The organism is uncultured Christiangramia sp. (assembly GCF_913046405.1).
In the GTDB taxonomy this organism is placed as follows: domain Bacteria; phylum Bacteroidota; class Bacteroidia; order Flavobacteriales; family Flavobacteriaceae; genus Christiangramia; species Christiangramia marina.
The window spans coordinates 1-26,901 of sequence record NZ_CAJWRQ010000035.1 but is presented as its reverse complement, the minus strand read 5'-3'; the positions used below and the strand labels follow the sequence as shown (position 1 = coordinate 26,901).

Here is a 26,901-nt window from a genome sequence, read left to right as displayed (position 1 = left end):
AAACAAAGGGATTGTAATTTTCTAAGCATATTATAATTTTAAAAAGTGACCTCAAACCCTAAAGCCTGAGGTCACTATCAACCAACAACTAACTAACTATGAAAAAACTAAATTTTAATTAATTCCAGCCGCCACCTAAGGCTTCGTAAAGATCGACAATTGATTTTAATTGATTGTACTTTGCGTTAGCAAGATCTAAACTGGAATTTAAGGCATTCTGTCTTGCCGTTAAAACCTCAAGGTAATTGGCAAGCCCATTATTCAGTAACTCTTCGGAATAATCTGTCGCAAGATCATAAGCTTTGAATTCTTTCTGTTTTACATCGATCTTTTCTGAAGCAGCCTCGTAAGAATACATGGCATCTGAAACTTCTTTACTCGCCGTTAGAATCGCTCTTCTAAATTCAAGTCTGGCCTGTTCCTGTTCTGCCTGTGATACTTCATATTCAGTTCTAATAGCTCTTCCATTCAAAATAGGCTGAGCCAAACCGCCAATTACGGTAGCGAAAAGTGAATTAGGATCAAAAAGATCTCCTTTATCTAAAGCCTGTAATCCACCAGTTGCACTCAAAGTAAGCGAAGGATAAAAATTGCTTTTCGCAACATTGGTCAATTCAAATGCATTCACCAGATTATATTCCGCGGCAATGACATCTGGGCGGTTACGTAATAGTTGTACCGGAACACCAATATTAAGATCTGTCGTGATCTCCTGCTCGTCCAGGTTGGACCTTTCAATCAACATCGGCGCTTCACCCAGAAGTATAGAAAGTGTATTTTCAAGTAATCTTGCTTCATTTTTAAGGTCTATCAAGATAGCTTTTGCGGTGTATAGCTGCGCTTCAGTTTGCTGCACCCCAACTTCAGTAAGAGTTCCAGCTTCCTTTAAAGCTTTTGTAGTTTCAAGGCTATTCGCCCTGGTCTCCACCGTTCTTTCAGTAATCGCGATCTGCTCGTCCAAGGTCAGCAATTGATAGTAGGTTGAAGCTATATCTGAGATCAACCTTGTTTTCACTGCCTGATGTGCCGCTATACTTTGCAAATAACTGGCATCGAAAGCACGTTTTCTACTTCTAATCTTACCCCAGATATCTGCTTCCCAGGAAAGATCTGCACTTAATTGATACTGGTCCAGTGAACTAAACAAACTACCAAACTGGCTATTTTGAGAAAGTTCCTGGTGAGTAAAGGTAGCATTAGCTCCCAGAGTTGGAAGATAACCAGCTTTACCTTGTTTTACGTAAGCTTCCGCAGCATTGATCTGTTGCATTGCCACGCGAATATCAATGTTATTTTCAAGGCCTTTAGAAATATAATCCTGTAAGATCGGATCTGTAAACATCTCCTTCCAGGAGACATTTGCCATATTCAAACTATCCTGGTCTATCTCATCGGTTCTGTAGTTCGCTTCTTCAATTACCTCTGGTTGTTCGTAATCTTTAGCAACAAAACAGGATTGAAGGCTAAGGAGTACAACTCCTACCAGACCAAATTTCATGTTATATAATACGTTCATTTTCAATCTTATTTAGTTTCAACAGCTTCAGGTTTCTTACCTACTTTTTCCTGCAACCACTGGAAGAGAATAAACAGGATAGGAATTACGAAGACTCCCAGAATAGTTCCAATTAATAATCCTCCGGCAGCACCTGTACCAATAGAACGGTTTCCTTCTGCACCAACTCCTGAAGCAAGTACAAGCGGTAGCAATCCAAGGATAAAGGCAAAAGAGGTCATAAGAATTGGCCTTAACCTGGATTTTGCTCCATCTATGGCTGCATCTACGATCGATTCTCCCTGTCGTCTTCGTTGCAACGCAAATTCCACAATTAAAATTGCATTCTTGGCAAGTAAACCTATCAGCATGATCAATGCGATCTGGAAATATATGTTGTTCTGCAATCCTGAAAATTTTGTGGTGATATAAGCACCAAAAACTCCAAGAGGTAATGAGAACAGCACTGAAAACGGCAATAAATAACTTTCATATTGTGCCGCCAGCAAGAAGTAAACGAACACAATGGATAATAGAAATATCGTGGTCGTTTGGTTTCCGGCGTTTACTTCCTCCCGGGTTAGACCACTGTAAGCAGTCGTATAATTTTCAGGAAGTGTGCTGGCAACTTCTTCGATTGCTGTAATCGCATCTCCTGAACTAAAACCTGGATTGGTCGCACCACTGAGCTTAGTAGAGTTGAACAGGTTGAATCGGGTTACAGATTGTGGTCCATAAACTCTTTTAAGATTCACAAACTGTGTTATTGGACTCATTTCTCCGGAAGACGTACGAACGTAAAGCTTATTAAGATCAGATTTTTGTGCACGATCTTCAGGATAAGCCTGTACGTAAACCCGGTATTGTTTTCCGAATTTAGAGAAATCGGCAGCATAAACCCCTCCAATATATCCCTGAAGGGTACTGAATATTTCATTTATCGTAACGCCTTTTTCTTTAGCTAAGGGTACATTCAATTCCAGTTCGTATTGAGGATAATTGGTATTGAAAGAACTTTGTGCATATTGAATCTCAGGTCTTTCAGAAAGTTTCCTGATAAATTCCTGGTTGGCTTCATCCAACTCATTAAAACCAGCCCCAGATCTATCCAGTAAATTCACTTCGAATCCTGATGAATTTCCGAAGCCGGGAATACTGGGAGGTGAGAAGAAAATAATATTCGCCTCCGGGATGGTTGCCGCAACACCGAACAACTTTCCTGTAATGCTTTGAACAGATAATTCATCGCTGTCACGCTCTTCCCAGTTATCCAGTTTAATGAATCCAAGTCCATAATTACTTCCTGCACCACTAATTAAACTTCTACCGGCAATTACTGAAACTCCCTGAATACCTTCAATGTCTTTCACTTTCTGGTACAGGAGATCATTAACTTCCTGGGTTCTGTCTATGGAAGCACCTGCTGGTAGTTCCAGATTTACGAATATAAGTCCGCGATCTTCATCTGGTACAAACCCTGAAGGAGTTGTAGAAGCAGACCACCAGATTCCACCAATCGTGAGGATAAGGATCAAAGCGGTCACCCATTTGTTCTTGTAGAGAAACTTCAGCGATCTTCCATATCTTTCAATAGTCGCATTAAATCCGCGGTTAAATCCATCATAGAACTTCTGAAGGAAACTTTTCTTACCATTTTTCTTTTCGTCATGAGTCTTCAGAAATAATGCACACAGAGCAGGGCTCAGGGTCAAAGCGTTTACTGCAGAAATAAATATTGCTACGATTAAGGTGATTCCAAATTGCTCGTAGAACACACCAGTTGGTCCCTTAATGAATGTCACCGGAATAAATACTGCTGCCATAACCAGGGTGATAGAGATGATCGCTCCAGAAATTTCGTTCATGGCTGTGGTAGTAGCTTGTTTGGCACTTTTAGCACCTTCATCCAGTTTCGCGTGGACGGCTTCCACCACCACGATGGCATCATCTACCACAATCCCGATAGCCAACACCAGCGCAAACAAGGTTAATATGTTGATACTATATCCAAAAAGGTTCAGGAAGAAAAAAGTACCAATAATAGATACCGGAACCGCAATGGCCGGGATCAAGGTCGACCTGAAATCCTGTAGAAATATGAATACAACCAGGAAAACAAGTATAAATGCTTCTATCAGGGTATGTGTCACCTTGTTGATCGAGGCGTCCAGAAATTCGTTAGTATTGTACGGTACATAGATCTCCAGACCTTCAGGAAGATCTTTTTCAACTTCTGCCAGTCGGTCTTCGATTTCCAGGATGATATCACGAGCATTGGAACCTTTGGTCTGGAAAACACCCATGTTTACCGCAGGATATCCCTTAGTCATGGAGCTTCCGCTATAACTCTGAGCATCGAGTTCGATCTCAGCAATATCTTTAAGTCTTAGAAATTCTCCATTTCCAAGAGCCTTGATCACGATATCGCTGTATTGCTCCTCAGTATTGTACCTACCACTGTATTTAATAGTGTAGTTAAAAGCTTTACCGTCATTCTCACCCAGAGAACCGGCAGCAGCTTCCAGACTCTGCTCATTCAAAGCAGCGATCACATCTGTTGGAACAAGGTTGTATGCTGCGAGTTTATCAGGCTGTAGCCAGATTCGCATGGCATAATCCTTACTTCCAAAAACCTGAACATTCCCAACACCATTTACCCTTTGGATTTCAGGAATTACATTAATCTTTAAGTAATTCTGAATAAAAGTATCGTCAAAATCCTTGTTCTTACTCAAAAGAGAAAAGAACATTAGTGCACTCGTTTGTTGTTTCTGGGTAGTTACACCGGTTTGTTTAACTTCTGCAGGTAATAGAGGGTTTGCACGGGCCACCCTGTTTTGTACGTTTACCGCAGCAATGTCTGGATCTACCTGTTGATCGAAATAAACTGTGATCTCTGCAGTACCATTATTAGTAGCCGTTGAGGTTAAATAGGTCATTCCCTCCACACCGTTGATCTGTTCTTCAATAGGAATTATCACACTTTCCAGTACCGTTTCTGCATTAGCACCTGGATAAGAAGTGCTCACGGTAATTGTTGGTGGTGCAATGTCAGGATATTGCGTGATAGGAAGGTTGGAAAGACCAAGTACCCCCAGGATCACGATAATGATGGAAATCACCGTAGAGAGTACGGGTCTTTCTATAAATGTCTTTAGCATAACGTTTCTTTTTCCTGAAAATTTATCTGAATACCTTTTCAATAGGCTTAGCCACACTGTCGAAAGCGACTGGTTGAGGCTTTATTTCGGTATCTGGTCGTAGTTTTGCCAGCCCTTTCGCTACAATGGTATCTCCCTGTTTTACTCCAGATTTTATCACATACAAATTATCTATGCTCGTTATGATCTCCAGGGTGGAACTGCTCACCTTATTTTCGGCTCCAAGCTTATAGACCAAAACGTTGCCCTGTCTCTCAAAGGTGGATTCCTGCGGAACTATCAATGCATTTTCGTAGGTCTTAGGAATTCTTATCTTACCGCTGTTTCCATTGGAAAGAAGTCTCGAAGGATTGTCAAAAACTGCTCTGAAGGAGATAGAACCTGTATTTTCGTTTACCTGTGAATTAATGGTTTCGATCTTACCTTTTTCAGAATAGGTTGTTCCATTGGCAAGCTTCAGTGCTACTTCCGGCATATTATTGATCTTATCCTGAACTTTTTCCCCTTCATATTCTTTCAGAAAATCAAGATATTCGGTTTCATTCATGGAAAAGTAGGCATAGACTTTACTTATATTACTCACGGTGGTTAATGGTTGAGTACTGGTAGGACTCACCAATGCACCTTCGCGAAGTCTTATGGAACCAACATAACCGTCTACCGGACTTTTGATATTGGCGTAACCAATATTTGCAGCAACACTATTGTAGCTACTTTGCGCCTGTTGCAGTTTTGCTTTTGCTGTTTCCAGCTGAACGTTACTAATAATGTTCTTCTCCACTAAAGGTTTTAGCTTGTCTACTTCTACCTGGGCAGCATTAACGTTAGCTTTCGCTGCAGCTGCATCCTGGTTAAGAGATTGAGTTTCGAGTTTGAATAGTAACTGACCTTTCTTTACTTCCTGTCCTTCATCTACCAGAACATCTGTGATGTACCCGGAAACCTTTGCACGAACCTCACTATTAATGATCCCTTCGATCTTAACGGGATAAGTGGTATAACCAGTAAGTGTTCTTTGGGGAACCTCTGTTACCGGAAATGGTTTTGCTTGCGGGGCTGCAGCTTGAGCCTGTGATTCTCCTTCATTCCCGCAGCCTGCCAGGACTAATAATAGGACGAATAAACCTGAGATTGATAACGATTTTTTCATTTCTGTTTTTCTTCTTCGATAATTAATTTTCCAGTTCCTGGTTCATTTGTTCGATTGTACGTTCCAGGTTTTCTTTTTGCAATTTTAAATGATCCATATATATACGGCCTACACCGCCAGATCTCTTGAACTTCTCTTTATTATAGGTTGAATTGAACTCATGAATTTTATCAACGACCCTGATCTCTTCTTTCGTCCTGTTCATTTCGTCGTTGAGGGTATTCTTGAGATAGGTTCTGCTTGCCCTGAAATAGCGCTTTCTATCCCCGGATTTGGTAAAGTATTCTACTTTTTTAGTTTGTAGCAGTAAATTAAGTTGTGTCGAAACAGAACTTTTACTCGCCTGGGTGATGTCGATGATCTCATCAAATGTATGACCGTCGTTAGGGGATAGGATCATAATGACGTAGATCCTTGCCGATAAAGGAGCGAGATTATGTATTTTCTCAAAATGAACCCCGATCTCTTCGATTAGTTTTCGTTTTTCTGGTGAACAACAATCCATGCAATTATTTTAAATGAGCTTGCAAAGATACAGTTGGTTCTGAATGAACCGAACTAATCAAACTTAAATGTTCGTTAAAAATTTTAGTTTTTAGATGATAGCCATGGTCTGCCCCAATTTCTGAAAAGCAAAACCTACGGGAAGATTATTTTGTTCGCAAGATATTGAGGTCTGTAGATTTAATAACATAACCAATTCTAACCATACTGGTATACTTGTCGTAATCGATAAGACTTTCAGCATAACCAGCGAACCATTCCAGCATTAAATACTGGTTTCCGGAATTATTGAATAATTTGTAGTAAACCTTTGTACCTACAGATCCTTTCCAATCTTTCAATCCTTTCCTAACCGTCACCTCGCCAATCAATAGATCTCTGAAAAAGGTCTGTTGTACTTTGACTTCAGCTAAACCAACAAAATCCAGGAGATCAGGATGATTTTCGGTATAAGCAAAAGGAACCCATGCTTTCGCGCTTAGCATAGTGCGCCTTCCCAGTGGAGTATGAAACATTCCTGAAACTCTATTCCAGCTCCTACTAGCCAGACTGTCTCTTCCATTAGATTCATGTTCCAGCTGCAGTTCTGCCAGGGCAATAATTCTATTGGATTTATCGAATATTGGCGTCCCAACTCCCACAGCAGGATTAAAGTTGATCTCTTCAAAAGGACTGGATTTGTCATAGATATTCCAGAAAGCTTTCTGTGTATAGCTCACGAACAAATAGCTGTTAAGAGGTAGGGTTGCCCGGGAAATTAGCTGCTTAAAACTGATCTGATATTTGATATCAGAATTCATCTTGTTTGCCGACTTGTTCGTGGGTATCCCACTTATCAGATAGTTGTCATGATAACTACTAAATGAAGGCATGCTTTTGATGGTGTCATTAACTTCCTCACGAGACATTCGTTGCGCGTTGACATTTGAAGAATCGCAAAATATAAGAACGATAAGGCTTAAAAGGCCGATCTTTTTTGTAAATGACATCATATTAGGACTTTGTAGGGAATCTTTAAGGGTACAAAGGTAGCTCTTAGTTCGCGTTAAATCTAATTTGATGCATATACAGATATATAACTAAATGAAAAAAGCTCCAGATTCCAGGAGCTTTGTAAGTTTCAAAACGATATATTTTAATCGGTGTTATTCTCTTTGTAGATACCCAATTGTAGATCACCTTTCGCATTCATGCTCGCACGGTACATTCCCTCAGTATTAAATTCCATCGCCACATTACCTTTGTGGTCAATAGCAATGATCCCACCATTACCGCCCAAAGCTGGTTGTTTTTTCTGAATAACTTCACTCGCAGCTTCCTGCAGACTCATACCCTTATATTCCATCAGTGCTGAAATATCATAGGCTACAACTCCGCGAATAAAGAACTCACCCCAGCCGGTACTGGAAATTGCGCAGGTGGCGTTGTTCGCATAGGTTCCGGCTCCAATAATGGGAGAATCCCCGATCCGGTTATATTTTTTGTTAGACATTCCTCCCGTTGAAGTACCAGCTCCAAGATTTCCATTTTTATCCAGCGCAGCACATCCTACAGTTCCAAACTTTTCATCCTTTACGAAAGGGTCGTAAAAAGCAGTCTTGTTATCTTCGCGGTTTCTTGCTCTTTCCATTGCTTTAAACCTGTTTTCAGTATAAAAATATGAAGGGTCAACAATTTCGAGTCCTCTTTCTTTAGCGAAATATTCAGCCCCTTTTCCAGATAATAGTACATGTTCTGAATTTTCCATGACTTCAAAAGCCAGGTTAATAGGGTTTTTAACGTTTGTAATCCCGGCAACCGCCCCGGCATTTAGATTTTTTCCTTCCATGATCGAGGCATCGAGTTCATTGATTCCTTCGTTGGTAAATACTGCCCCTTTTGCCGAATTAAATAGCGGACTGTCTTCCATAATATTTATGGTTCGTTGTACAGCTTCCACAGCCGATCCTCCATTGGCCAGAATTTCGTGACCCGTTCTAATTGCCTCTTCCATCTTATCCTTGTAGGCCTGTTCCAGACTATCACTCATATTTTCCTTAAGGATCGTACCAGCACCACCATGGATCACAATTCCAAAATTCTGTGTTGTATCGGTTGTAGTTTTATTTTCTTCTGCTGAAGTTGAAACTTCTGATTTATTTTCTGAATTCTGATCACAGGAAAGTAAAGTGACAAAACTGAATAAGAGTAGGAGTTTTTTCATAGGTCGTATTTGTCTGAAAGTTATAAAATTTCAAATTGACTTCTGAAGCAAACTCTTAATTCAATTTTAATAGATGTTGTTCTAAAGCTTTCCGTAGTATTCAGTAATTTTAGAAAAAATCGAAATATGCCTGTAGAAGGACCTTTTAACCTGAATAAGTGGATCGATCAAAATCGCGAGCACTTAAAACCTCCCGTAGGAAATAAGAATTTATATAGAGAATCTGGCGATTATATTGTCATGATCGTTGCCGGGCCGAACGCTAGGAAAGATTATCATTATAATGAAACAGAAGAATTGTTCTACCAGCTTGAAGGAAAGATCGAGGTTCATATTCAGGACGAAGGTAAAAAGAGAACTATGAAATTAGGTCCTGGCGATATGTATTTGCATCCCGGGAAAGTGCCACATTCACCTGAAAGAAAGGAAGGTTCCATTGGCCTGGTAGTAGAACGCAAAAGACTTAATGAAGCTGGTGAGGACGGTTTGCTTTGGTTTTGTGATAATTGCAATCACAAGTTATATGAGGTTTACTTCCCTTTACACGACATAGAAACCGATTTTCTAAGGCATTTTAAACATTTTTATAATAGTGAGGAACTTCGTACTTGCGAAAATTGTGGTGAAGTAATGCCTGCCGATGAACGATTCACAGCACCGGAGGAATAGCCGTTTATTTTTACTATTTTCGCAATAACTACACAAAATAATCGATAAAAACGCAATTTAATGAGCAAAATCGCTGAAGAATTCGGGATTAAACAAGCCCTGAAAGATTTAGGTTTAAACGACGTAAATAACGGAACATCTACCGGTAAAGACTGGTTTAGTAATGGAGATATCATTGAATCATATTCACCAGTTGATGGTGAACTCATCGGGAAAGTGAAAGCAACCACCAGTGAGGATTATGAAAAAACAGTTTCAACAGCTGCCAAAGGATTTAAGGAATGGAGAACATGGCCAGCACCACAGCGTGGGGAAGTTGTACGACAGTTTAATGATGAACTTAGAAGATTAAAAGAACCACTAGGGAAACTTGTTTCTTATGAAATGGGAAAATCCTACCAGGAAGGTCTTGGTGAGGTTCAGGAAATGATTGATATCTGCGATTTTGCAGTGGGGCTTTCAAGACAATTGCATGGTTTGACCATGCATAGTGAACGCCCTGGGCATCGCATGTACGAACAATACCATCCTCTTGGAGTTGTAGGAATTATTTCAGCTTTTAATTTTCCGGTAGCAGTTTGGTCATGGAATACGGCTCTGGCCTGGGTTTGTGGCGATGCCTGTATCTGGAAAGGTTCAGAAAAAACTCCGCTTACTTCTGTGGCCTGTCAAAACATTGCAGCTAAAGTATTTGCGGAAAATAATGTGCCTGAAGGTATTTCCTGTTTGATCACCGGAGACTACAAAGTTGGCGAAATGATGACTAAGGATGAACGTGTACCATTAATTTCGGCTACAGGTTCTACCAGAATGGGGAAAATTGTAGCTAAGGAAGTAGCTGGAAGATTAGGAAAAACATTGCTGGAACTTGGTGGAAACAATGCGATCATTGTAACACCAGATGCAGATATTAAAAATACGGTGATTGGAGCTGTTTTTGGAGCAGTTGGAACTTGTGGACAGCGTTGTACTTCGACCAGGAGATTGATCATTCACGAAGATATTTATGATAAAGTAAAGGATGCTATCGTAAGCGCTTACAAGCAGATAAGGATAGGGAACCCACTTGATGAAAATAATCATGTTGGACCGCTAATTGACAAGGACGCCGTAAAAAATTATCAGCATGCTTTGAAGAAAGTTGTGGAAGAAGGAGGAACCATTTTGGTTGAAGGTGGTGTGCTTGAAGGTGAGGGTTACGAAAGCGGTTGTTATGTGAAACCGGCAATTGCGGAAGCTAAGAATGATTTTGAGATCGTACAGCACGAAACCTTTGCACCGGTATTGTACATTATGAAATATTCCGGGGATGTAAGTGATGCGCTGAAATTACAAAATGGAGTAAGACAGGGGCTTTCCTCTGCGATTATGACAAACAATTTGAGAGAAGCTGAACGTTTTCTTTCTACGGAAGGATCAGATTGTGGAATTGCTAATGTGAATATTGGAACCTCGGGTGCTGAAATTGGTGGAGCATTTGGAGGAGAAAAAGACACCGGTGGTGGTCGCGAATCAGGTTCTGATGCATGGAAAGTATACATGCGAAGACAAACGAATACGATCAATTACACTACTGAACTTCCACTGGCTCAGGGAATCAAGTTTGATTTGTAATCATTATAAACTAATTATAAACCCGCTATCCTTAGAAAGCGGGTTTTTTTATGTTATGCTTGACCGTAAATCGTTAAATCATACTTAAATACGCGACCCAATTTTGAATCAGGCTGAGATAATCTTTATTTTCGAGGATTAGAAACCAAAAGAAATTATGAGCGAATTTTCAAAAGAACAGGCTGAAAAGGAACACCAGAAAAGAACGGAAGACTTTTCTAAAGATGATGTAGGAAAGGTGATTGATGAAGAGGAAAAAATTCTCAATAAGTTCGAAACTAAAGGAAAATTGAAACGTTATCTGGATGATGCGATGATCCTTTTTTCCTTGGTTAAAGATTATGCCAAAGGGGATTACAGGGATATTCCATTTAATATCATAGCAGCGGCCGGTGCGGCACTTTTATATGTATTGTCTCCAATAGACCTTATTCCGGATTTTATACCGGTACTTGGATATTTAGATGATGCAGCAGTAATCGCTTTCTGTCTGAATTTAATGGAGAAAGATCTGGCAACTTATAAGGTTTGGAAACAAAACTTTAAGCAACTTAGCTAATTCAAAAACCCAGAATTAAAAAAAGCCGATTCGCGAGAATCGGCTTTTTTTATCTTGAAATTTAATATTAGAATCTATAGCCAATATTTAAACCTGCATTGAATTCGATAGCAGAGAACCTGTCTTTCACTTCATCACTAAAATTTCTTCCTATATTAACGAAAGGTCCTATTACGAAAGTATCATTGAAATTCCATTTGTATCCTCCACCAAGGCCAATGATAAAGGAATTCATATCTGTTATTAGATCACCATTAAATTCTGCATCTGGAGCAGCTTCGCTAAATTCGCCACTTCTGTACTTCAGGAATGGATTTACATATAAACCAGATGCGGCGTATTCTTCTCCAAAATAGTAGTTATAACCAACTTTAAAACTATTGGTTTCAAATTTTCTGGAACCACTTTCAGAATGATAGTTGATACGATCATTGATCAGGATCATTCCTTCGATAGATTGATGATCATCCAGGAATCTTTCATATCCAAACTCAACAGACGCGATCGCAATGGTATTAGCGATATTCAATTTAATCTCGTTATTTTTTTCTGTGCTCTGTGCTTGTGTAAAATTGGTAGCGACCAGGCAAGTAAGGGCAAAAATTAACTTTTTCATATGGTTATTTTAGTGCTTTGTAGCATTTGTAGATTTAAAAAACCCTGCAAGTGAACGCAGGGTTTATATTTTTTATGGAATTTCAATTATAGCATTCCGTTGTTGGAAACCCATTTAAATGTATGAGGATCCTGTGGTACTGCAATTCTACCAGCGATTCTTGTCATCCTTTCTGGCAGGGCCATCAGGTAGTCACGAGCTTTCTCTGCATCGTCATTAAGACCACGCATTTTATCAATTTCCCAATAATCGTTTAACTTCTTCAGAATATCGATATAATCCATAGTAGTATATACTCCTAATCTTTGGGCAGCATTTGAAAAGTTTTCGAAAGCTTCAGCAATTCCCTGTCCAGATTCTCTAATAAATTGAGCAGGCATTACGATCTTCTTTTTCATCATATCTACATAAGCCAGCATCATTTCACTTGGATCATGTTCGAAAATGGTCTTTACAAATTCTCTGTAAGCCATGTAATGTCTCATTTCATCCCCAGCAATGATGTTACACATTTTAGCCAGCATCTTATTTCCCTTTTGCTTAGCCAGTTGTCCTACACGTTTGTGAGAAATGTTGGTAGCCAGCTCCTGGAAGCTGGTGTAAACGAAGTTTCTATATGGGTCTCTCCCGGTTCCAATATCGAAACCATCACTAATTAGGTGCTGAGTCGTTTTTTCGATCTCTTTCATATCTACTCTACCAGAGAGGTAAAGGTATTTATTCAACGTATCACCATGTCTGTTTTCTTCTCCAGTCCAGTGTCTTACCCATTTAGCCCATGAATTGGATTCTCCTTTACTGGCATCATGTTGTTTTACACCTTCCATATCCATTAACCAGGATTCGTATGTAGGCAAAGCTTCTTCAGTCACCATATCGGCTACTAAAACCACCCAGAAGTCATACCCCAGTTCTTTAGCTTCTTCACGAATCTGGTGTACACCTTCAAAACCATCTTCAGTTTGAAGATTTGGTAGAAGGTCTGTAGGTTGCCAGATGTCTTCCACCGGGATAAGGTATTTGTCGATGAAACCCTGTACAGATTTCTCCACCGTATTCATTACTTCTAAACGTATATTATCCATTGCCATGTTGTAGTTCTTTGTAGATTTTCGAGTGCTAATTAAAGCCTGTTTGTTCAATAAATTACAATAAACGTGCAAATTTTTTTTAAAACTTCAAAATTTGCGAATTATAACCTCAAAAACTTGAACTTCAAAGATATGAATAAGGATAGAGAAGCTATCGTAAATGAATGCTAATTTCTGCCCTGTTCATCAGGATATAGCGTATAAACCGGGTCACTTTGCACGATTTCTTTGGTAATAACATTAATTGCTGTAATTGGTCCCTTAAAAGCTGCTCCAGTATCTACATTCCAGATATTTGCTTTATTCACAGGTGTTGTCTCACCAAATCTAGTCACCGGGGTATGTCCAATGAATATTTCATCAAAATGAGCAAGTCTTTTTGGATAGAACATATCACCGGGTTTGATCGAAGGATCCATAGCTAATGCCATTTCCCATAAAGTCCGGTCCCAGTAAAAGCCTTTGTCTGAATACTCATAATCTGGACCATGTAAGTTTGTAAAGCCGGCATGAACAAATAACCGATTATCATGTCGGTAGTAATTCAGCGTATCCTTGAAGAATTGAATATGAGCCTCGATCTGTTCAGGAGTAAAAGTGCGATAAGCATCGATGCTCGACTGGCCACCATGTTCTAGCCATTTTTCGTTCATTTCTCCACCTTCAAGCCACTTTTGTGTAAGATCATCATGATTTCCACGAATAAAAATACAGCTGTTCTGCTGGGCAAGTTTGATGAGGTAAGTAACCGTATTTGCAGAATCGCTCCAGCCATCTACATAATCACCCAGAAAAATCAGGGTATCCTCAGGCATCAGGTCGATTCGTTCCAATAGCTGAATTAGCGCTTTCTTTCCTCCATGTAGATCTCCAATAGCGAATGTTCTTGCCATCTTAATTATATTTTACTTTTCTTAAAATTCTCATACTGTCTTTGTAGGACTGGTAATATTCAGCTCCAAAATTCTTTAGATAAGGTCGGGCGCCTTCAAGTTTATCCAATGCATCTGAAAAATTGTTCAAATAGCAAAGTAAATAGGTAGACGGTAAATTCCGCAGATCCTTAAGATCTTCAGTATTAAGATCAATACCGTTCTTTAATTTATCCACAAGACTGCGATTGGTATTATAAATATGATATAACGTCTTTTTATCGAATTTCGGAGCTTCAAAAATAACATTACTTTCAATTTCATAGCTTCCGTTATTACCGAAACTGATGGTAACTTCCTCTAAAGGATAGTACTTAAACTGATCGTGTAACCCCAGATGTACGTATTCCAGGATCTTAAAACTGTCTTCATTCTGAATAATACTCACCTCGTCAAGAGCAGAATAGAATAGTTTCACCTGCTCGTTAATCAACTCGATATCTACCCGGGAATAATAGGATTGCTGATTGATCTTTTTCTCCCTTCCTGCCCAGCATACCACAAAATATTCTTTGAATACCTTGTAACTAGGACTATAATCCTTTCTTTTCCGCATAAAATCGAATACGCCGTCTAAAGTGTATTCTATATTATTGTGTGAATGATTTTCGATAGATGCTACCTGAGCTGAGTTTACATCATGAATTTCTATATCAAAAACCTTAGGCATGGAGATACTTCCATCCCGCATAAAAATGGACCCTCCGTAATACTTCCAGATATTTTTTCTGAAGGAACAGATCTTAGCATGATTGGGCCTGATGGTGACGAGTCCAACCACCAGGTGATCTGGTAAATGTGGAAAAGGAATATTCTCATAAGATATTCGCGGAGGATTGCTGAGGTAAGCGTTGATCAAATTCTGAATTTTACTATCATCAAAAAAATCAATGCCTACTATTTTGCTATCCTCATCTTCAACTCCAATCACGATATAAGAATTGTTTTCAGGATTGGAATTGGAAAGCGCGCAGATATGCTTCAGGAATTTCGCTTTTCCTTCCCGTTCGCCAATGTTCAATTGCCGCTTCTTATCGTAAAAGCTATTCTCATCATTATGAGCCAGCAGATTTTTAATAAGAAGTCTTTTATTGATCATGACGCAATTCTATTCGCTAGTTTTTATCTACAATAGTGCTGCTGGCCTGTGCTGTACACATCACGGTAAGGTCGGCAATGTTTACATGGTAAGGTCTGGTAACTGTAAAGTGAATAATGTCTGCAATATCTTCAGGTTGCAAGGCTTGAAAACCCTGGTAAACCTTATCAGCTTTAGCAGCATCTCCTTTAAATCTTACATCGCTAAATTCAGTTTCGGTGAGTCCGGGATTTATGGCGCCAACCCTAATTCCATTACCGTTCAGGTCGATTCGCATTCCCTGGTTGATGGCATCCACCGCATGTTTGCTGGCACAGTATACATTTCCATTTGGATATACCTCTTTTCCCGCAGTAGAACCAATATTGATAATATGACCAGATTGTCTTTCCATCATTCCCGGGATGACCGCCTTACTCATGTATAAAAGACCTTTAACATTGATATCCAGCATATTGTCCCAATCATCCATATCACCAAATTGTATAGGGTCCAGTCCATGTGCATTTCCAGCATTATTTACGAGAATATCAATCTGCCTGAATTGCTCCGGAAGACTTTCAATATTATCAAATACTTCCTGTCGATTTCTTACATCAAAGTTGAGGATATGTACCTCGGTTTCTACAGCTAGTTCCTGCTGTAATTGCTGAAGTCTTTCCAGTCGTCGACCACAAAGTATCAATTTAAATCCTTCCACTGCAAAGCGTATGGCAGTAGACTTTCCTATACCGCTTGTAGCGCCGGTTATAAGGGCTGTTTTCATATTTGAAATTTATTTTCTAAAGTAAGAAAGTATTACTTAGCATTAGGTATTCGTGTATTAAAGCGTGGTTAAGTTGAGTTAAAAAGAGTTAAATCGCTTCAAAGGCTGAAATTTAGCACAAGTATTGCCGTTCTCTCGCTGAACCAAATAAAATCAGTATATGAAATACTTAAGTGTAAGTTTTAAAAGCCTACTTGTCGCAACGCTAATTTCTGTTGGACTTGTAAGTTGTAATGATGATGATTCTGATGGATCTTCTTCTGAAATGGCTAATCTAAGCATTAGAATGACAGATGCTCCTGGAGATTATGACGCTGTTTTTATCGATGTACAGGGAATTGAGATCCAGCTTGAAGCCGATGATGATCTGGATGCGACCGATGATGATGGAACAGAAGGTAGCGAATGGGTGACTGTGGAAGATGTAAACACAGGGATCTACGACTTACTTGAACTTACTGGCGGAGTTTCACAACTACTTGCAGATACTGAAATTGAAGCAGGTTATGTAGGGCAGATGAGATTGATCTTAGGACCTGATAACACAGTGGTTGTAGATGGAGAGACTAAAGCTTTAAATACTCCAAGTGCACAACAATCTGGTCTTAAATTACAATTGAATCAGCGTTTAGAAGGTGGTGAAAATTATGCATTTCTTCTTGACTTTGATGTTGAACAATCAATTGTAGAGACAGGAAATGGAGGTTATAACCTTAAGCCTGTTATTAGATTGAGTGCAGAGGCCAACGCCGGAATGGTAGTTGGAACAACTGTTGTTCCTGCCGCTTTAAGCAGTGATGTACAGTCACTGGTTGTACTTACTGGAAATGGTATTACAGTATCGGCATACACAAACAATGATGGTGATTTTGCACTGAATGGAGTACCTGCCGGAACTTATGATGTGAAGATCACACCTCAGATTTCCTCAGGTCTTACAGTTTATACCGTAAGTGATGTGGAAGTTCGTCCAAACGAAACTACAGATCTTGGTGAGATAGAGCTATAGGTTTTTATAACATATGAATTAGAAAAGGCAGTGCTTCAAGGTACTGCCTTTTCTATTTTAACCTTTTTTTAACCAACGGAAATCCAATAAAATAACAATTTGCGACGCTTACATGTTGTACGTATATTCACGACATCAAAATCCGAAAAATCATGATGGAAAACGATTCATCTGTTGATATAGCCAGTATTAACGAAAAAATTGAAAGAGAGAGTGCTTTTGTAGACCTGCTAACCCGGGAGATGAACAAAGTCATCGTAGGGCAGAGTCATATGGTCGAACGTTTGCTAATAGGCCTTTTAGGCCAGGGACATATCCTTTTAGAAGGGGTTCCGGGACTGGCGAAAACTCTTGCGATAAACACCTTGTCTCAGGCTGTTCATGGAAGCTTCAGCAGGGTGCAATTCACACCAGATCTTCTACCTGCAGATGTAGTGGGAACCCTCATCTATAATATGAAGGAGAATGACTTCAGTATAAAAAAGGGACCAATTTTCGCGAATTTCGTACTTGCAGATGAGATAAACCGTGCTCCGGCAAAAGTGCAGTCGGCATTACTGGAAGCCATGCAGGAAAAGCAGGTGACCATTGGTGATGAGACTTTTATTCTGGACAAACCATTCCTGGTGATGGCGACTCAGAACCCGGTGGAACAGGAAGGAACCTATCCGCTGCCAGAGGCACAGGTAGATAGATTCATGCTGAAGACGGTGATCAAATATCCGAAAATGGCTGAGGAACAATTGATCATTCGCGCCAATCTCAAAGGTGCTTTTGAAAAAGTGAATCCTGTTGTAAGTCTGGAACAGATCCTGCGTGCACAAAGTGCAGTTCGTGATGTGTATATGGATGAAAAGATCGAAAAATACATTCTTGATATCATCTTTGCGACAAGAACTCCAGAGAATTACAATCTTTCAGATATCAAAGCATTAATAAGTTTTGGAGCTTCGCCAAGGGGAAGTATCAACCTTGCGATCGCTTCCAAATGTTATGCATTTATTCGTCGTCGTGGGTATGTGGTGCCAGAAGATGTTCGTGCCGTAGTACATGATGTGCTAAGACATAGAATTGGGATTACTTATGAGGCCGAAGCTGAAAATATTACTTCGGAAGATTTAATCAACAAGATCGTGAATGAAATCGAAGTGCCTTAGCGATCAAGATCGTGCACGGCCGAAGATTGGTAATAAATTTACCGGTTCATAAACATTGTTGAAGGAAGAGATGGATACAAAAGAGCTCCTAAAAAAAGTACGTAAAATAGAGATCAAAACCCGCAGACTGAGCGATCATGTCTTTGGCGGGGAATATCACTCTACTTTTAAAGGACGCGGAATGACCTTTAGCGAGGTAAGATCTTACCAGTTTGGGGATGACGTTAGAAATATTGACTGGAATGTTACCGCACGTTATAATGAACCATTTGTAAAAGTATTTGAAGAAGAACGTGAGCTCACCATGATGTTAATGGTAGATGTTTCAGGTTCTGAACTTTTTGGTACCCGCGAGCAATTTAAAAAGGACGTAGTTACTGAAATTGCTGCAACACTGGCATTTTCAGCAACAAAAAATAATGATAAGATAGGTTTGATGTTATTTACAGATAAGATCGAACTTTATATTCCGCCGAAAAAAGGGCGTTCTCATGTATTAAGGATCATTCGGGAACTACTCGAATTCCATCCGGACAATTCAGCAACAGATATTACGGGAGCATTGAAGTACCTGTCTAATGTCATGAAGAAAAAAGCGATCGTTTTTATTCTTTCAGACTTTATGAATGAGGGTTATCAGCATACCCTTAAAATTGCATCTAACAGGCATGATGTGACCGGGATCAGGATTTTTGACAAAATGGAAGAGAGTATTCCAAATCTTGGTCTTGTACAAATGCAGGATGCCGAAAGTGGTAATTATATCACGGTAGATACCAGCTCTAAATCTGTTCGCAATTCGTATTCAAAATATTATCAGGAGCGAATGGATTATTTTCTACAGAGCTTCTCTGTAAGTGGCGCGGGGACTATTAATAACCGGACAGATGAAAATTACGTAAAGAAACTACTGGGCTATTTCAAAAGAAGAGCTTAACGAATGGACTTGAATAAAATCTCCACATATCGCCAATTAATTCTAAGAAACTTACCCGGGCTTCTGGCAATTTTGTTGTTTCAAAATATCTCGGCTCAGGTTACTTCGAGCATAGACTCAACGAGCATTAGGATAGGTGAGCAGATCACCTATAAAATTGAAGTGAATTCTAATCCTGAGGATTTAGTTGTTTTTCCTGAAGGTGAAACGTTTTCACCGCTGGAGATGGTGGAAAGCCTGCAACCTGACACCATTCGGAAACAGGAAAATTATAAATTACTTAAAGAATATTTTCTAACCCAGTTTGATAGTGGCAAATATGTGATTCCTTCTCAGGAAGTTCTTATACAGAATCGTACTTACAGAACAGATTCGTTTGCTATAGAGGTTAAAGATGTCATCGTCGATACCACTAAGCAGAATTTATATCCATTAAAACCTTCGGTAACGGTTTCACCAGGATTCAGTATTCCAGACTGGTTATGGTGGTTGCTGGCAATCCTGGCAATTGCAGGTGCGGCAGTTTACCTGATTGTACGAAAAAGAAAATCTGATGATAAGGTGCGCGAACTGCCTCCATATGAAGAGGCAATGGTGCAGCTCAAACAACTGGACAGTTCGGGACTGCTTGAAAACAGGGAGATTAGAGAATACTATTCACAGTTAAGTTTTGCCGTGAGAAAATACCTGGATCGAAAAATCTACGATCATGGGCTGGAAAGAACTACCGGCGAGTTGATTTTATACCTGCAGGCACAACGCGAATCTGGAAAGCTTAATCTTAATGAAGAAACCATTCGCAATTTTGAAAAAATTCTTAATCGTGCCGACCTGGCGAAGTTTGCTCGTTCCAAACCAGATATTATTACGGCTAAAGATGATCGTACTAAAACTCAGTTGATCATTGATGACCTTCGCGCTGCGGTCCCACAACCTACACAGGAAGAGTTGCTACAAGACGAAGAATATTTAGAAGCACAGCGCAAAAAACGTAAGAAACGCAGGATCATTCTGGGTGTTCTGGTTGGTGCCGCTATCGTAATTATAGGAGTCACTACCCTTATAGCTACCAAAGGTATTACCTATGTGATGGATACTTATATTGGACATCCTACCAAAGAATTGCTGGAAGGTGAATGGATTCGCAGTGAATATGGAAATCCTAGCGTAGCGGTGACCACCCCAAAAGTACTGGTTCGAGGTGAGATCGAAATGCCGGAAGATGTGCAGCGCATGATGGTAGGCTCTGAAACTTTTATCTACGGAAGCTTGTTAAGCAATTTTTATTCCGCAGTGACCACTATTAAATTCCAGGGAGAAGTGCAATTTGATCTGCAAAAAGCTGTTGATGGGATTTACACCAACCTGGAAGCGCAGGGTGCAACGAATATCGTCATGAAGCAGGAAGAATTTACAACCTTAAATGGCGCCAAAGGTCTTAAGGTTTTTGGAACGCTCCGGGCTCAGAATCCTGTTACCGGAGAGGCGATCCCAAATAAATATGTAATTCTGAATTTTGCTGAAAAAGGTGGTTTTGAACAGATCATTGTCATCTTCAATGAAGATGATACCTATGCTGAAGAAATCTCGCAAAGGATCATCAATTCAGTTGAAATAAATAACCTGAAAGAATAATGTTTGCAAATTTCAATTTTGAGAATCCGGAATTTTTCTGGTTACTATTGCTGCTTCCGTTGGCAATAGGCTGGTATATCTGGAAGCGAAATAAGCAAACTGCTGCTCTCAAGATATCTTCAACTAAAGGATTTAAAGGGAAATCTGGCTTGCTTCCCAAACTGCGACCGATACTTTTTATATTGAGATTACTTACGCTGGCTTTGATCATTACCGCGATGGCTCGACCTAGAACGGTTGATGTTTCTACGCAGTCCAGTAGTACCCAGGGAATCGATATTGTTATGGCGATAGACGTTTCTGCCAGTATGCTGGCGAGAGATTTGCAGCCGACGCGTCTTGAGGCTACTAAAAATGTGGCAGAAGAATTTATCAAAGATCGTCCTGCAGATAGAATTGGCCTGGTGGTCTATGCGGGAGAGAGTTTTACAAAAACGCCCATTACCAGCGATAAATCTATTGTGCTGGATGCTCTGGAAGGAATTGAATATAATAATGTACTCGAGAATGGAACTGCGATTGGTTCCGGACTGGCAACGGCAGTAAACAGGATCAAGGATAGCGATGCTGAAAGTAAAGTAATTATTTTGCTTACCGATGGGGTGAATAACTCCGGGTTTATAGATCCTAACACCGCCAGTGAGCTTGCACTTGAGTTTGGGATCAGGGTTTATACCATTGGCGTAGGAAGCAACGGGATGGCTTTGTCCCCAACCGCAATTCTACCTAATGGAAGGTTTCAATATGGAAATGTGCCGGTAGAGATCGATGAAGAATTGCTTACTCAAATCGCATCCACTACCGGAGGAAAATATTTTAGAGCGACCGATAATGAAAAGCTGGAAGCTATTTACGAGGAAATTGATGCTCTGGAGAAAACAGAAATTGAAGAATTTCGTTACTATAATTACGATGAAAAATACAGACCATTGGTGTTACTTGCCGGTGGATTGTTGTTGCTGGAAGTGCTATTAAGAATGACAGTATTTAGAAGCTTTGTTTAATATGATGTTAGAAGAAAAAATATGGTTTTGGTTGTTGCTGGTGATTCCACTGGTGATCTTGCTATATCTTCTACTGGTATTCTGGCAGAGAAGAACGCGACGAAAATTTGCTGATAGCCACCTCTTAAAAAGTCTTGTTCCCGATCGATCCAGAAGTAAACCTTTTCTAAAACTTTTGTTGATCCTGCTAGGAATTGCTGCGCTTGTTGTAGCGCTGGTCAATCCTAAAATAGGTTCTAAAATGGAAACTGTAAAGCGGGAAGGGGTTGATATCGTTTTTGCCATAGATGTATCCAAAAGTATGGAGGCTGAAGACATTGCGCCAAGCAGGATTGAGAAGTCAAAACAACTTGTAAGTCAGATTTTGAATAATCTTGGAAGTGACCGCGTAGGAATTATTGCTTATGCCGGTGGTGCGTTTCCTCAACTGCCAATTACGACCGACTATTCTTCAGCCAAAATGTTCCTGCAGGCTTTGAATACAGACATGATCTCCTCACAGGGAACTGCCATTAGCGATGCGATAGAACTGGCAACAACCTATTATGATGATGATCAGCAGACCAATCGGGTTTTATTCATCATTAGTGATGGAGAGGATCATGAAGGCAATGTAGAGGATATCGCGGAACAGGCTGCGGAAGATGGGATTCGTATCTTTACCATAGGCGTAGGAACCGAGAAAGGTGGGCCAATTCCAATTAAACGTAACGGGGTTATTCAGAATTATAAGAAAGATAACCAGAATGAAACGGTTATCACAAAGTTGAATCCTCAAACCCTTCAGGAGATTGCAGATGCTACTGAAGGTGCCTATATCGAAGGTAATGTTACTGGAGATGTAGTTGATGAAGTTTTAAGGCAGCTTCAGAATATAGAAAAAACAGAATTTGAAGCCAAGCAGTTTGCCGACTATGAATCTCAATTTCAGTGGTTTCTGGGGATAGCTTTGGCATTATTTTTTCTAGATATTTTTGTATTGGAGAAAAGCACCGCCTGGTTAAAAAAACTGAATCTTTTTAATGAAGGTGGCAGGAAAAAGGAGAAGAACGATGCAGCATAAAACAGGTTTTAAAATCACACTCAGTATTTTACTGTTCCACTTCGGAATAGTGACAGTTCTCGCGCAGAAAGATCAGGAGAAACTTCAGCAGCAATCCAACGAATATATTGTGGAAGCACAGGAAGCTCTTTCAGAAAATAAATTTGCGAACGCTGAAGCTTCTTACCGTAAAGCCATTGCGAAGGATCCTTCTAATATGAAGGCGAAGTATAATATGGGAAACCTGTATCACGCCAAGGAAAAATCCCTGAATGCAGAACAGCGTTTAAAAGAAGCTGCAGAAATCGCTGTAAGCAAAGATGAAAAACACCAGATCTTCCACAATCTTGGGAATTCATATATGCAGCAAAAAAATTATCAGGAAGCTGTAAATGCTTATAAAAATGCGCTTCGGAATAATCCAACCGATGATGAAACTCGTTATAATCTAGCCTTAGCGAAGAAAAAACTGGAAGAGGAAAAGCAAAATCCAGATCAAAACAACGATCAGAATCAGGATAAGAAGGATAATAAAGAAAACGAAGACCAGAACCAGGATCAGAAAGATCAGAATAACGATGGTGAAGGTGGAGAAGACGAAAAGCAGGATCAAAAGCCTAAGGACGAGGGAGAGAACGAAAAGGATAAGAAAGAAGGCGATCAAAACGAGGATAAGGAAAAGCAGGAAGGCGACGAGAAAAAAGAGGATAAAGGCCAGGGTGATGAAAAGCAGCAGCAGAAGCCAAAACCGGCTCAGGGTCAGCTATCTCCTCAACAAATCCAAAGTTTACTGGAAGCCATGAATAATGAAGAAAAGAAAGTCCAGGATAAAATTAATGCCCAGAAGGCTAAGGGTGTGAAGGTTAAAGCTGAAAAGGATTGGTAAGAATTTTTGAAATTTCTGACTAAAAATTGCGTTGATATAGATAATGATGAAAACAAAATTATTGATTTTAAGTTTTTTGATGTTCACCGGAGGTTTGCTCCAGGCGCAGGTGCGCTTTGAAGCAAAGGTTAGCAGGGAGAAGCTGGGAATTAATGAACGGCTTCGGGTTGATTTCGAAATGAACGAAGATGGAGACAATTTTAATGCTCCTACCTTTTCAGACTTTACCGTGGTTGGTGGACCTAATCAAAAGATTAGTACGAGCATCCTGAACGGGAAAATGGCTTATTCCAAGACCTACAGCTTTTATCTCCAGCCGAAAAAGCGTGGAACACTTACTGTTGGACAGGCTGAGATCGTTATCGATGACAAGATCTATAAAACTTCACCCATAGATATAGAAGTGACCGCGGCGGTCGACAAACCTACTGATGGGAATAATACTGAATTATCAGTGGAAGATAATTTGCATTTGGTCGCAGAGGTTTCAAAGTCGAATCCTTATTTAAATGAAGCGATCACCGTGGTTTATAAGCTGTATGTGAGTCCGCGAATTAGTGTAAGCAATTGGAAAGAAATGGACAGTCCAAAGTATAGTGACTTTTGGAGCCAAACTATTAACATCAAAGAGCTGCGTGCAGAAAATGGAGAGTATAGAGGAGAACCTTACCGTTACGTAGTGCTAAAAAAAGCAATTCTTTATCCTCAAAAAACAGGTGAATTAAATATTGAGCCACTTACATTATCTGTGGCGGTGGATGTTCCTAGCGAACGCCGCGATATTTTTGGAAGCAGGATCTACAAAACGGTTAATAAAACCGTGGCGGCAGATAATAAGAAGATCAAGGTGAAAGCTTTGCCTACGAATGCGCCGGAGAATTTTACCGGAGCTGTAGGGAAATTTGATTTTAGCGTAAGTAGTAGTAAAAACGAGCTCAATGCAGGTGAAAGTCTGCAGGCCAAAGTTGAGGTAAAAGGAAACGGAAATTTGAAGTTATTCGATCTTCCAGAACTAACCGCTCCTTCATCTCTGGAAATGTATGATCCGGAACGTCGTGAAAATGTAAACACGAATTTGAACGGAATGCAGGGAAGTATTTCAAATTCCTATACGATCATACCAACCAGAAAAGGGAAATATCCAATTCCGGCATTGTCCTTTTCATATTTCGATCCAAAAAGCGAAACTTATATCACGCATACTTCAGATGAAATGCTGATAAGCGTTGATAGCGGACCTTTGGCTGGATCTAATACTATGAGCAATTCCGGAGTTAATAAGCAGCCGGTTGCTTTCAATGACAGTCAGTTTAGATTTATTAAGCTTAGTACTAATTTGAAACCTCTGGACGATTCAGGTTTCTTTGGTTCCGCTGGTTTCTGGACGGCTTTGATACTTCCGCTGGCAGCGATTCCGCTGTTTATTCTCTTCGGAAGAAAAAGAGATAAAAGAGCCGCAGATGTTAGCGGAAACAGAATTAGAAAAGCAGATAAACTGGCCAGAAAATATCTTTCAGAAGCAAAAAGGAATTTAGGAGATCAGAAGGAATTCTATCTTGTACTGGAAAGATCGATGCATAATTATCTAAAAGCAAAACTTGGAATTACCACCAGTGAAATGAGTAAGGATAGAATTCAGCAAATACTTAGCGAGAAGCAGGTTGATGAGCAAACTACAACAGAGTTTATATCGCTTTTATCCAGTTGCGAATTTGCACGTTATACACCGGCATCATCAGACGCTATGCAGCAGGACTACGAAAAAGCAGCACGAGTAATTTCAACCCTGGATAAACAACTATAACATGAGAAAAGTAACTGTTCTTATCTTTCTATTTGTTTCCATTCTTGGGTTTTCCCAGAATCAGGAACTTTTTGATAAAGCGAACGCAGCTTATCAAAATGGAGAATTTGAAGCTTCTATCTCTAGTTACGAGAAGATCATAGAAAATGGTGAAGCTTCAGCAGAGGTTTATTACAATCTTGGAAACGCTCATTATAAATTGAATAATGTCGCGCCAAGTATTTATTATTTTGAAAAGGCACTTCAGCTTCAACCAAAAGATGAAGATATTAAGAATAACATCGAGTTTGCTCGTAACATGGCGATCGATGATATTGATGAGGTTGAGCAAACTGGACTTTCAGCTTCTTTTGACAACATGATCTCAAAGTATACTGCTTCCGGATGGGCAATTTTTGCCATTATATTTTCGGTGATGTTTGTTGTGTTGTTCTTACTATACTTTTTCTCCAGAAGCTCTCTTCAGAAGCGATTATTTCTGGGTTTTGCATCTTTAAGTGTAATTGCCTGTATTATTTCGGTAATATTTGCCTTTCAGCAGGAAACTTACGTCGAAAACAACCAATATGCGATCATATACCAGGAAGTTGTAGAGGTGCGGGATGAGCCTAATTTACGTGGAGAAGCCAGCTACGAGCTTCATGAAGGTACCAAGGCGAAAGTTCTCGAAGACTTTCAGGAATGGTCAAAAATTGAACTTTCTAACGGAGCTCAGGGTTGGGTTAAGTCTCAAAATATCAAGAAACTATAGATAATCTTGATAAAACCTTAACAATTCAGTATTAGAGTCTTCTATTTAATTCTGAAATTTGCGTTAGTTTTGCAATTGTGAAGAAAATCTCTTACATCCTGGCTTTTATATTTACAGCTTTTCTGTGTACTCCAAGCGTAATTGCTTTGATCGACAGAAATGTTGATATTTCTATTGCCTATAATGTGAACGAAGAGGAAAGTACTTCCAAAAACCAGATCAGCCTGGAATATACTATTGAGGAGATGGATTCTAATTACAAAAGCATCCATTATCTTCAAATTAGAAAGCAGGATGGACATAACTACAGAGAAAGCAGGTATAAGGTCTTTCTTTCCATTACCTCTCCACCACCGAAACTGGCATAATACTCCCACATCTATATTCACGATAAATTCGTGAACCCATTTATTATTCAATTTTAAGATTACAGGAGTTCTTCCTGATATAATATATTATATATGTTTAAGCATTTAAATAAAGATTTTCCGGCAAGTATTGTCGTGTTTTTTGTTGCCATTCCTTTGTGTCTTGGTATTGCCCTTGCCAGTGGTGCACCATTGTTCTCCGGTTTAATTGCCGGTATCATTGGTGGTATAGTGGTTGGAGCCATTAGTGGTTCAAGCCTTGGAGTTAGTGGACCTGCAGCAGGGCTAGCAGCCATCGTTCTTGCAGCGATCACTAATATTGGTTATGAGAATTTACTCCTGGCTGTAGTGATTGGTGGTGCGATCCAAATTGGATTCGGACTTCTAAAAGCAGGTATTATTGGGTATTATTTCCCAAACTCGGTAATTAAAGGAATGCTTACAGGTAT

Annotated in this window: 24 protein-coding genes and 1 pseudogene; 14 read left to right on the top strand and 11 right to left on the bottom strand. The window is 39.7% G+C overall.

The annotated features are described in order from the left end of the window. Positions 1-118: 118 nt before the first annotated feature. From QZ620_RS06475 to QZ620_RS06450, 6 genes are all read right to left on the bottom strand, one after another. Positions 119-1,516 (bottom strand): efflux transporter outer membrane subunit, encoded by a 1,398-nt coding sequence (locus QZ620_RS06475; RefSeq protein WP_295180167.1) that lies wholly within the window; start codon positions 1,514-1,516, stop codon positions 119-121. 8 nt (positions 1,517-1,524) lie between these two features. Continuing rightward, positions 1,525-4,656 carry an efflux RND transporter permease subunit gene (locus QZ620_RS06470; protein WP_295180165.1) on the bottom strand — a complete coding sequence of 1,044 codons (3,132 nt, stop codon included), beginning with the start codon at positions 4,654-4,656 and terminating at the stop codon, positions 1,525-1,527. Between the two features lie 22 nt (positions 4,657-4,678). Then, complete coding sequence (locus tag QZ620_RS06465) at positions 4,679-5,806, bottom strand: efflux RND transporter periplasmic adaptor subunit (protein ID WP_295180163.1); 1,128 nt, start codon at positions 5,804-5,806, stop codon at positions 4,679-4,681. 22 nt (positions 5,807-5,828) lie between these two features. Beyond that, the gene (locus tag QZ620_RS06460) at positions 5,829-6,311 is read right to left on the bottom strand and encodes a transcriptional regulator (RefSeq protein ID WP_295180161.1); all 483 of its coding nucleotides are present in this window, start codon (positions 6,309-6,311) and stop codon (positions 5,829-5,831) included. A 145-nt stretch (positions 6,312-6,456) separates the two neighbouring features. Beyond that, on the bottom strand, positions 6,457-7,302 hold the full coding sequence (locus tag QZ620_RS06455; RefSeq protein WP_295180160.1) for a phospholipase A: 846 nt from the start codon (positions 7,300-7,302) through the stop codon (positions 6,457-6,459). Between the two features lie 143 nt (positions 7,303-7,445). After that, a complete protein-coding gene (locus QZ620_RS06450) occupies positions 7,446-8,513 on the bottom strand; it encodes an isoaspartyl peptidase/L-asparaginase family protein (RefSeq protein ID WP_295180158.1) in 1,068 nt (355 codons plus the stop codon). A gap of 126 nt (positions 8,514-8,639) precedes the next feature. On the opposite strand from QZ620_RS06450, the gene QZ620_RS06445 reads away from it, so the two are divergent. The 3 genes and pseudogenes from QZ620_RS06445 to QZ620_RS06435 all read left to right on the top strand — a co-directional run. After that, positions 8,640-9,182, top strand: a complete 543-nt coding sequence (locus QZ620_RS06445) for a 3-hydroxyanthranilate 3,4-dioxygenase (RefSeq protein WP_295180156.1) — start codon at positions 8,640-8,642, stop codon at positions 9,180-9,182. Between the two features lie 60 nt (positions 9,183-9,242). Continuing rightward, positions 9,243-10,796 (top strand): aldehyde dehydrogenase family protein, encoded by a 1,554-nt coding sequence (locus QZ620_RS06440; protein WP_295180154.1) that lies wholly within the window; start codon positions 9,243-9,245, stop codon positions 10,794-10,796. Positions 10,797-11,172: 376 nt separating this feature from the next. Further along, positions 11,173-11,277: pseudogene (locus QZ620_RS06435) on the top strand (DUF1232 domain-containing protein); the annotation flags it as partial. Between the two features lie 145 nt (positions 11,278-11,422). Here the strand turns inward: QZ620_RS06435 and QZ620_RS06430 are convergent. The 5 genes from QZ620_RS06430 to QZ620_RS06410 form a co-directional block, all read right to left on the bottom strand. Then, on the bottom strand, positions 11,423-11,971 hold the full coding sequence (locus tag QZ620_RS06430; RefSeq protein WP_295180152.1) for an autotransporter outer membrane beta-barrel domain-containing protein: 549 nt from the start codon (positions 11,969-11,971) through the stop codon (positions 11,423-11,425). A gap of 86 nt (positions 11,972-12,057) precedes the next feature. After that, positions 12,058-13,062 carry an acyl-ACP desaturase gene (locus QZ620_RS06425; protein ID WP_295180150.1) on the bottom strand — a complete coding sequence of 335 codons (1,005 nt, stop codon included), beginning with the start codon at positions 13,060-13,062 and terminating at the stop codon, positions 12,058-12,060. 167 nt (positions 13,063-13,229) lie between these two features. Further along, complete coding sequence (locus tag QZ620_RS06420; protein WP_295180148.1) at positions 13,230-13,955, bottom strand: metallophosphoesterase family protein; 726 nt, start codon at positions 13,953-13,955, stop codon at positions 13,230-13,232. A gap of 1 nt (position 13,956) precedes the next feature. Beyond that, positions 13,957-15,093: an ATP-binding protein gene (locus tag QZ620_RS06415; RefSeq protein ID WP_295180146.1), complete on the bottom strand. Its 1,137-nt coding sequence runs from the start codon at positions 15,091-15,093 to the stop codon at positions 13,957-13,959. Positions 15,094-15,109: 16 nt separating this feature from the next. Continuing rightward, a complete protein-coding gene (locus QZ620_RS06410) occupies positions 15,110-15,859 on the bottom strand; it encodes an SDR family NAD(P)-dependent oxidoreductase (RefSeq protein WP_295180144.1) in 750 nt (249 codons plus the stop codon). Between the two features lie 160 nt (positions 15,860-16,019). Between QZ620_RS06410 and QZ620_RS06405 the strand changes: the two genes are divergently transcribed. The 11 genes from QZ620_RS06405 to QZ620_RS06355 form a co-directional block, all read left to right on the top strand. Continuing rightward, positions 16,020-16,868: a DUF4382 domain-containing protein gene (locus QZ620_RS06405; RefSeq protein ID WP_295180142.1), complete on the top strand. Its 849-nt coding sequence runs from the start codon at positions 16,020-16,022 to the stop codon at positions 16,866-16,868. A 155-nt stretch (positions 16,869-17,023) separates the two neighbouring features. Further along, positions 17,024-18,025, top strand: coding sequence for a MoxR family ATPase (locus QZ620_RS06400; RefSeq protein WP_295180171.1), 1,002 nt, complete (start codon positions 17,024-17,026; stop codon positions 18,023-18,025). Positions 18,026-18,095: 70 nt separating this feature from the next. After that, positions 18,096-18,962 (top strand): DUF58 domain-containing protein, encoded by an 867-nt coding sequence (locus QZ620_RS06395; RefSeq protein ID WP_295180140.1) that lies wholly within the window; start codon positions 18,096-18,098, stop codon positions 18,960-18,962. 3 nt (positions 18,963-18,965) lie between these two features. Next, positions 18,966-20,597: a BatD family protein gene (locus QZ620_RS06390; RefSeq protein WP_295180138.1), complete on the top strand. Its 1,632-nt coding sequence runs from the start codon at positions 18,966-18,968 to the stop codon at positions 20,595-20,597. Then, positions 20,597-21,601, top strand: coding sequence for a VWA domain-containing protein (locus QZ620_RS06385; protein WP_295180137.1), 1,005 nt, complete (start codon positions 20,597-20,599; stop codon positions 21,599-21,601). The genes QZ620_RS06390 and QZ620_RS06385 overlap by 1 nt, the downstream gene beginning before the upstream one ends. 1 nt (position 21,602) lies before the next feature. Further along, positions 21,603-22,664 (top strand): VWA domain-containing protein, encoded by a 1,062-nt coding sequence (locus QZ620_RS06380; RefSeq protein WP_295180136.1) that lies wholly within the window; start codon positions 21,603-21,605, stop codon positions 22,662-22,664. Beyond that, a complete protein-coding gene (locus QZ620_RS06375; RefSeq protein ID WP_295180135.1) occupies positions 22,654-23,529 on the top strand; it encodes a tetratricopeptide repeat protein in 876 nt (291 codons plus the stop codon). The genes QZ620_RS06380 and QZ620_RS06375 overlap by 11 nt, the downstream gene beginning before the upstream one ends. A gap of 46 nt (positions 23,530-23,575) precedes the next feature. Continuing rightward, a complete protein-coding gene (locus QZ620_RS06370) occupies positions 23,576-25,333 on the top strand; it encodes a BatD family protein (protein WP_295180169.1) in 1,758 nt (585 codons plus the stop codon). A gap of 1 nt (position 25,334) precedes the next feature. Further along, positions 25,335-26,084, top strand: coding sequence for a tetratricopeptide repeat protein (locus QZ620_RS06365; RefSeq protein ID WP_295180134.1), 750 nt, complete (start codon positions 25,335-25,337; stop codon positions 26,082-26,084). A gap of 77 nt (positions 26,085-26,161) precedes the next feature. Then, a complete protein-coding gene (locus QZ620_RS06360; RefSeq protein WP_295180132.1) occupies positions 26,162-26,452 on the top strand; it encodes a hypothetical protein in 291 nt (96 codons plus the stop codon). Positions 26,453-26,545: 93 nt separating this feature from the next. Then, the coding region (locus tag QZ620_RS06355) for a SulP family inorganic anion transporter (RefSeq protein WP_295180130.1) at positions 26,546-26,901 on the top strand (356 nt) is incomplete at its 3' end.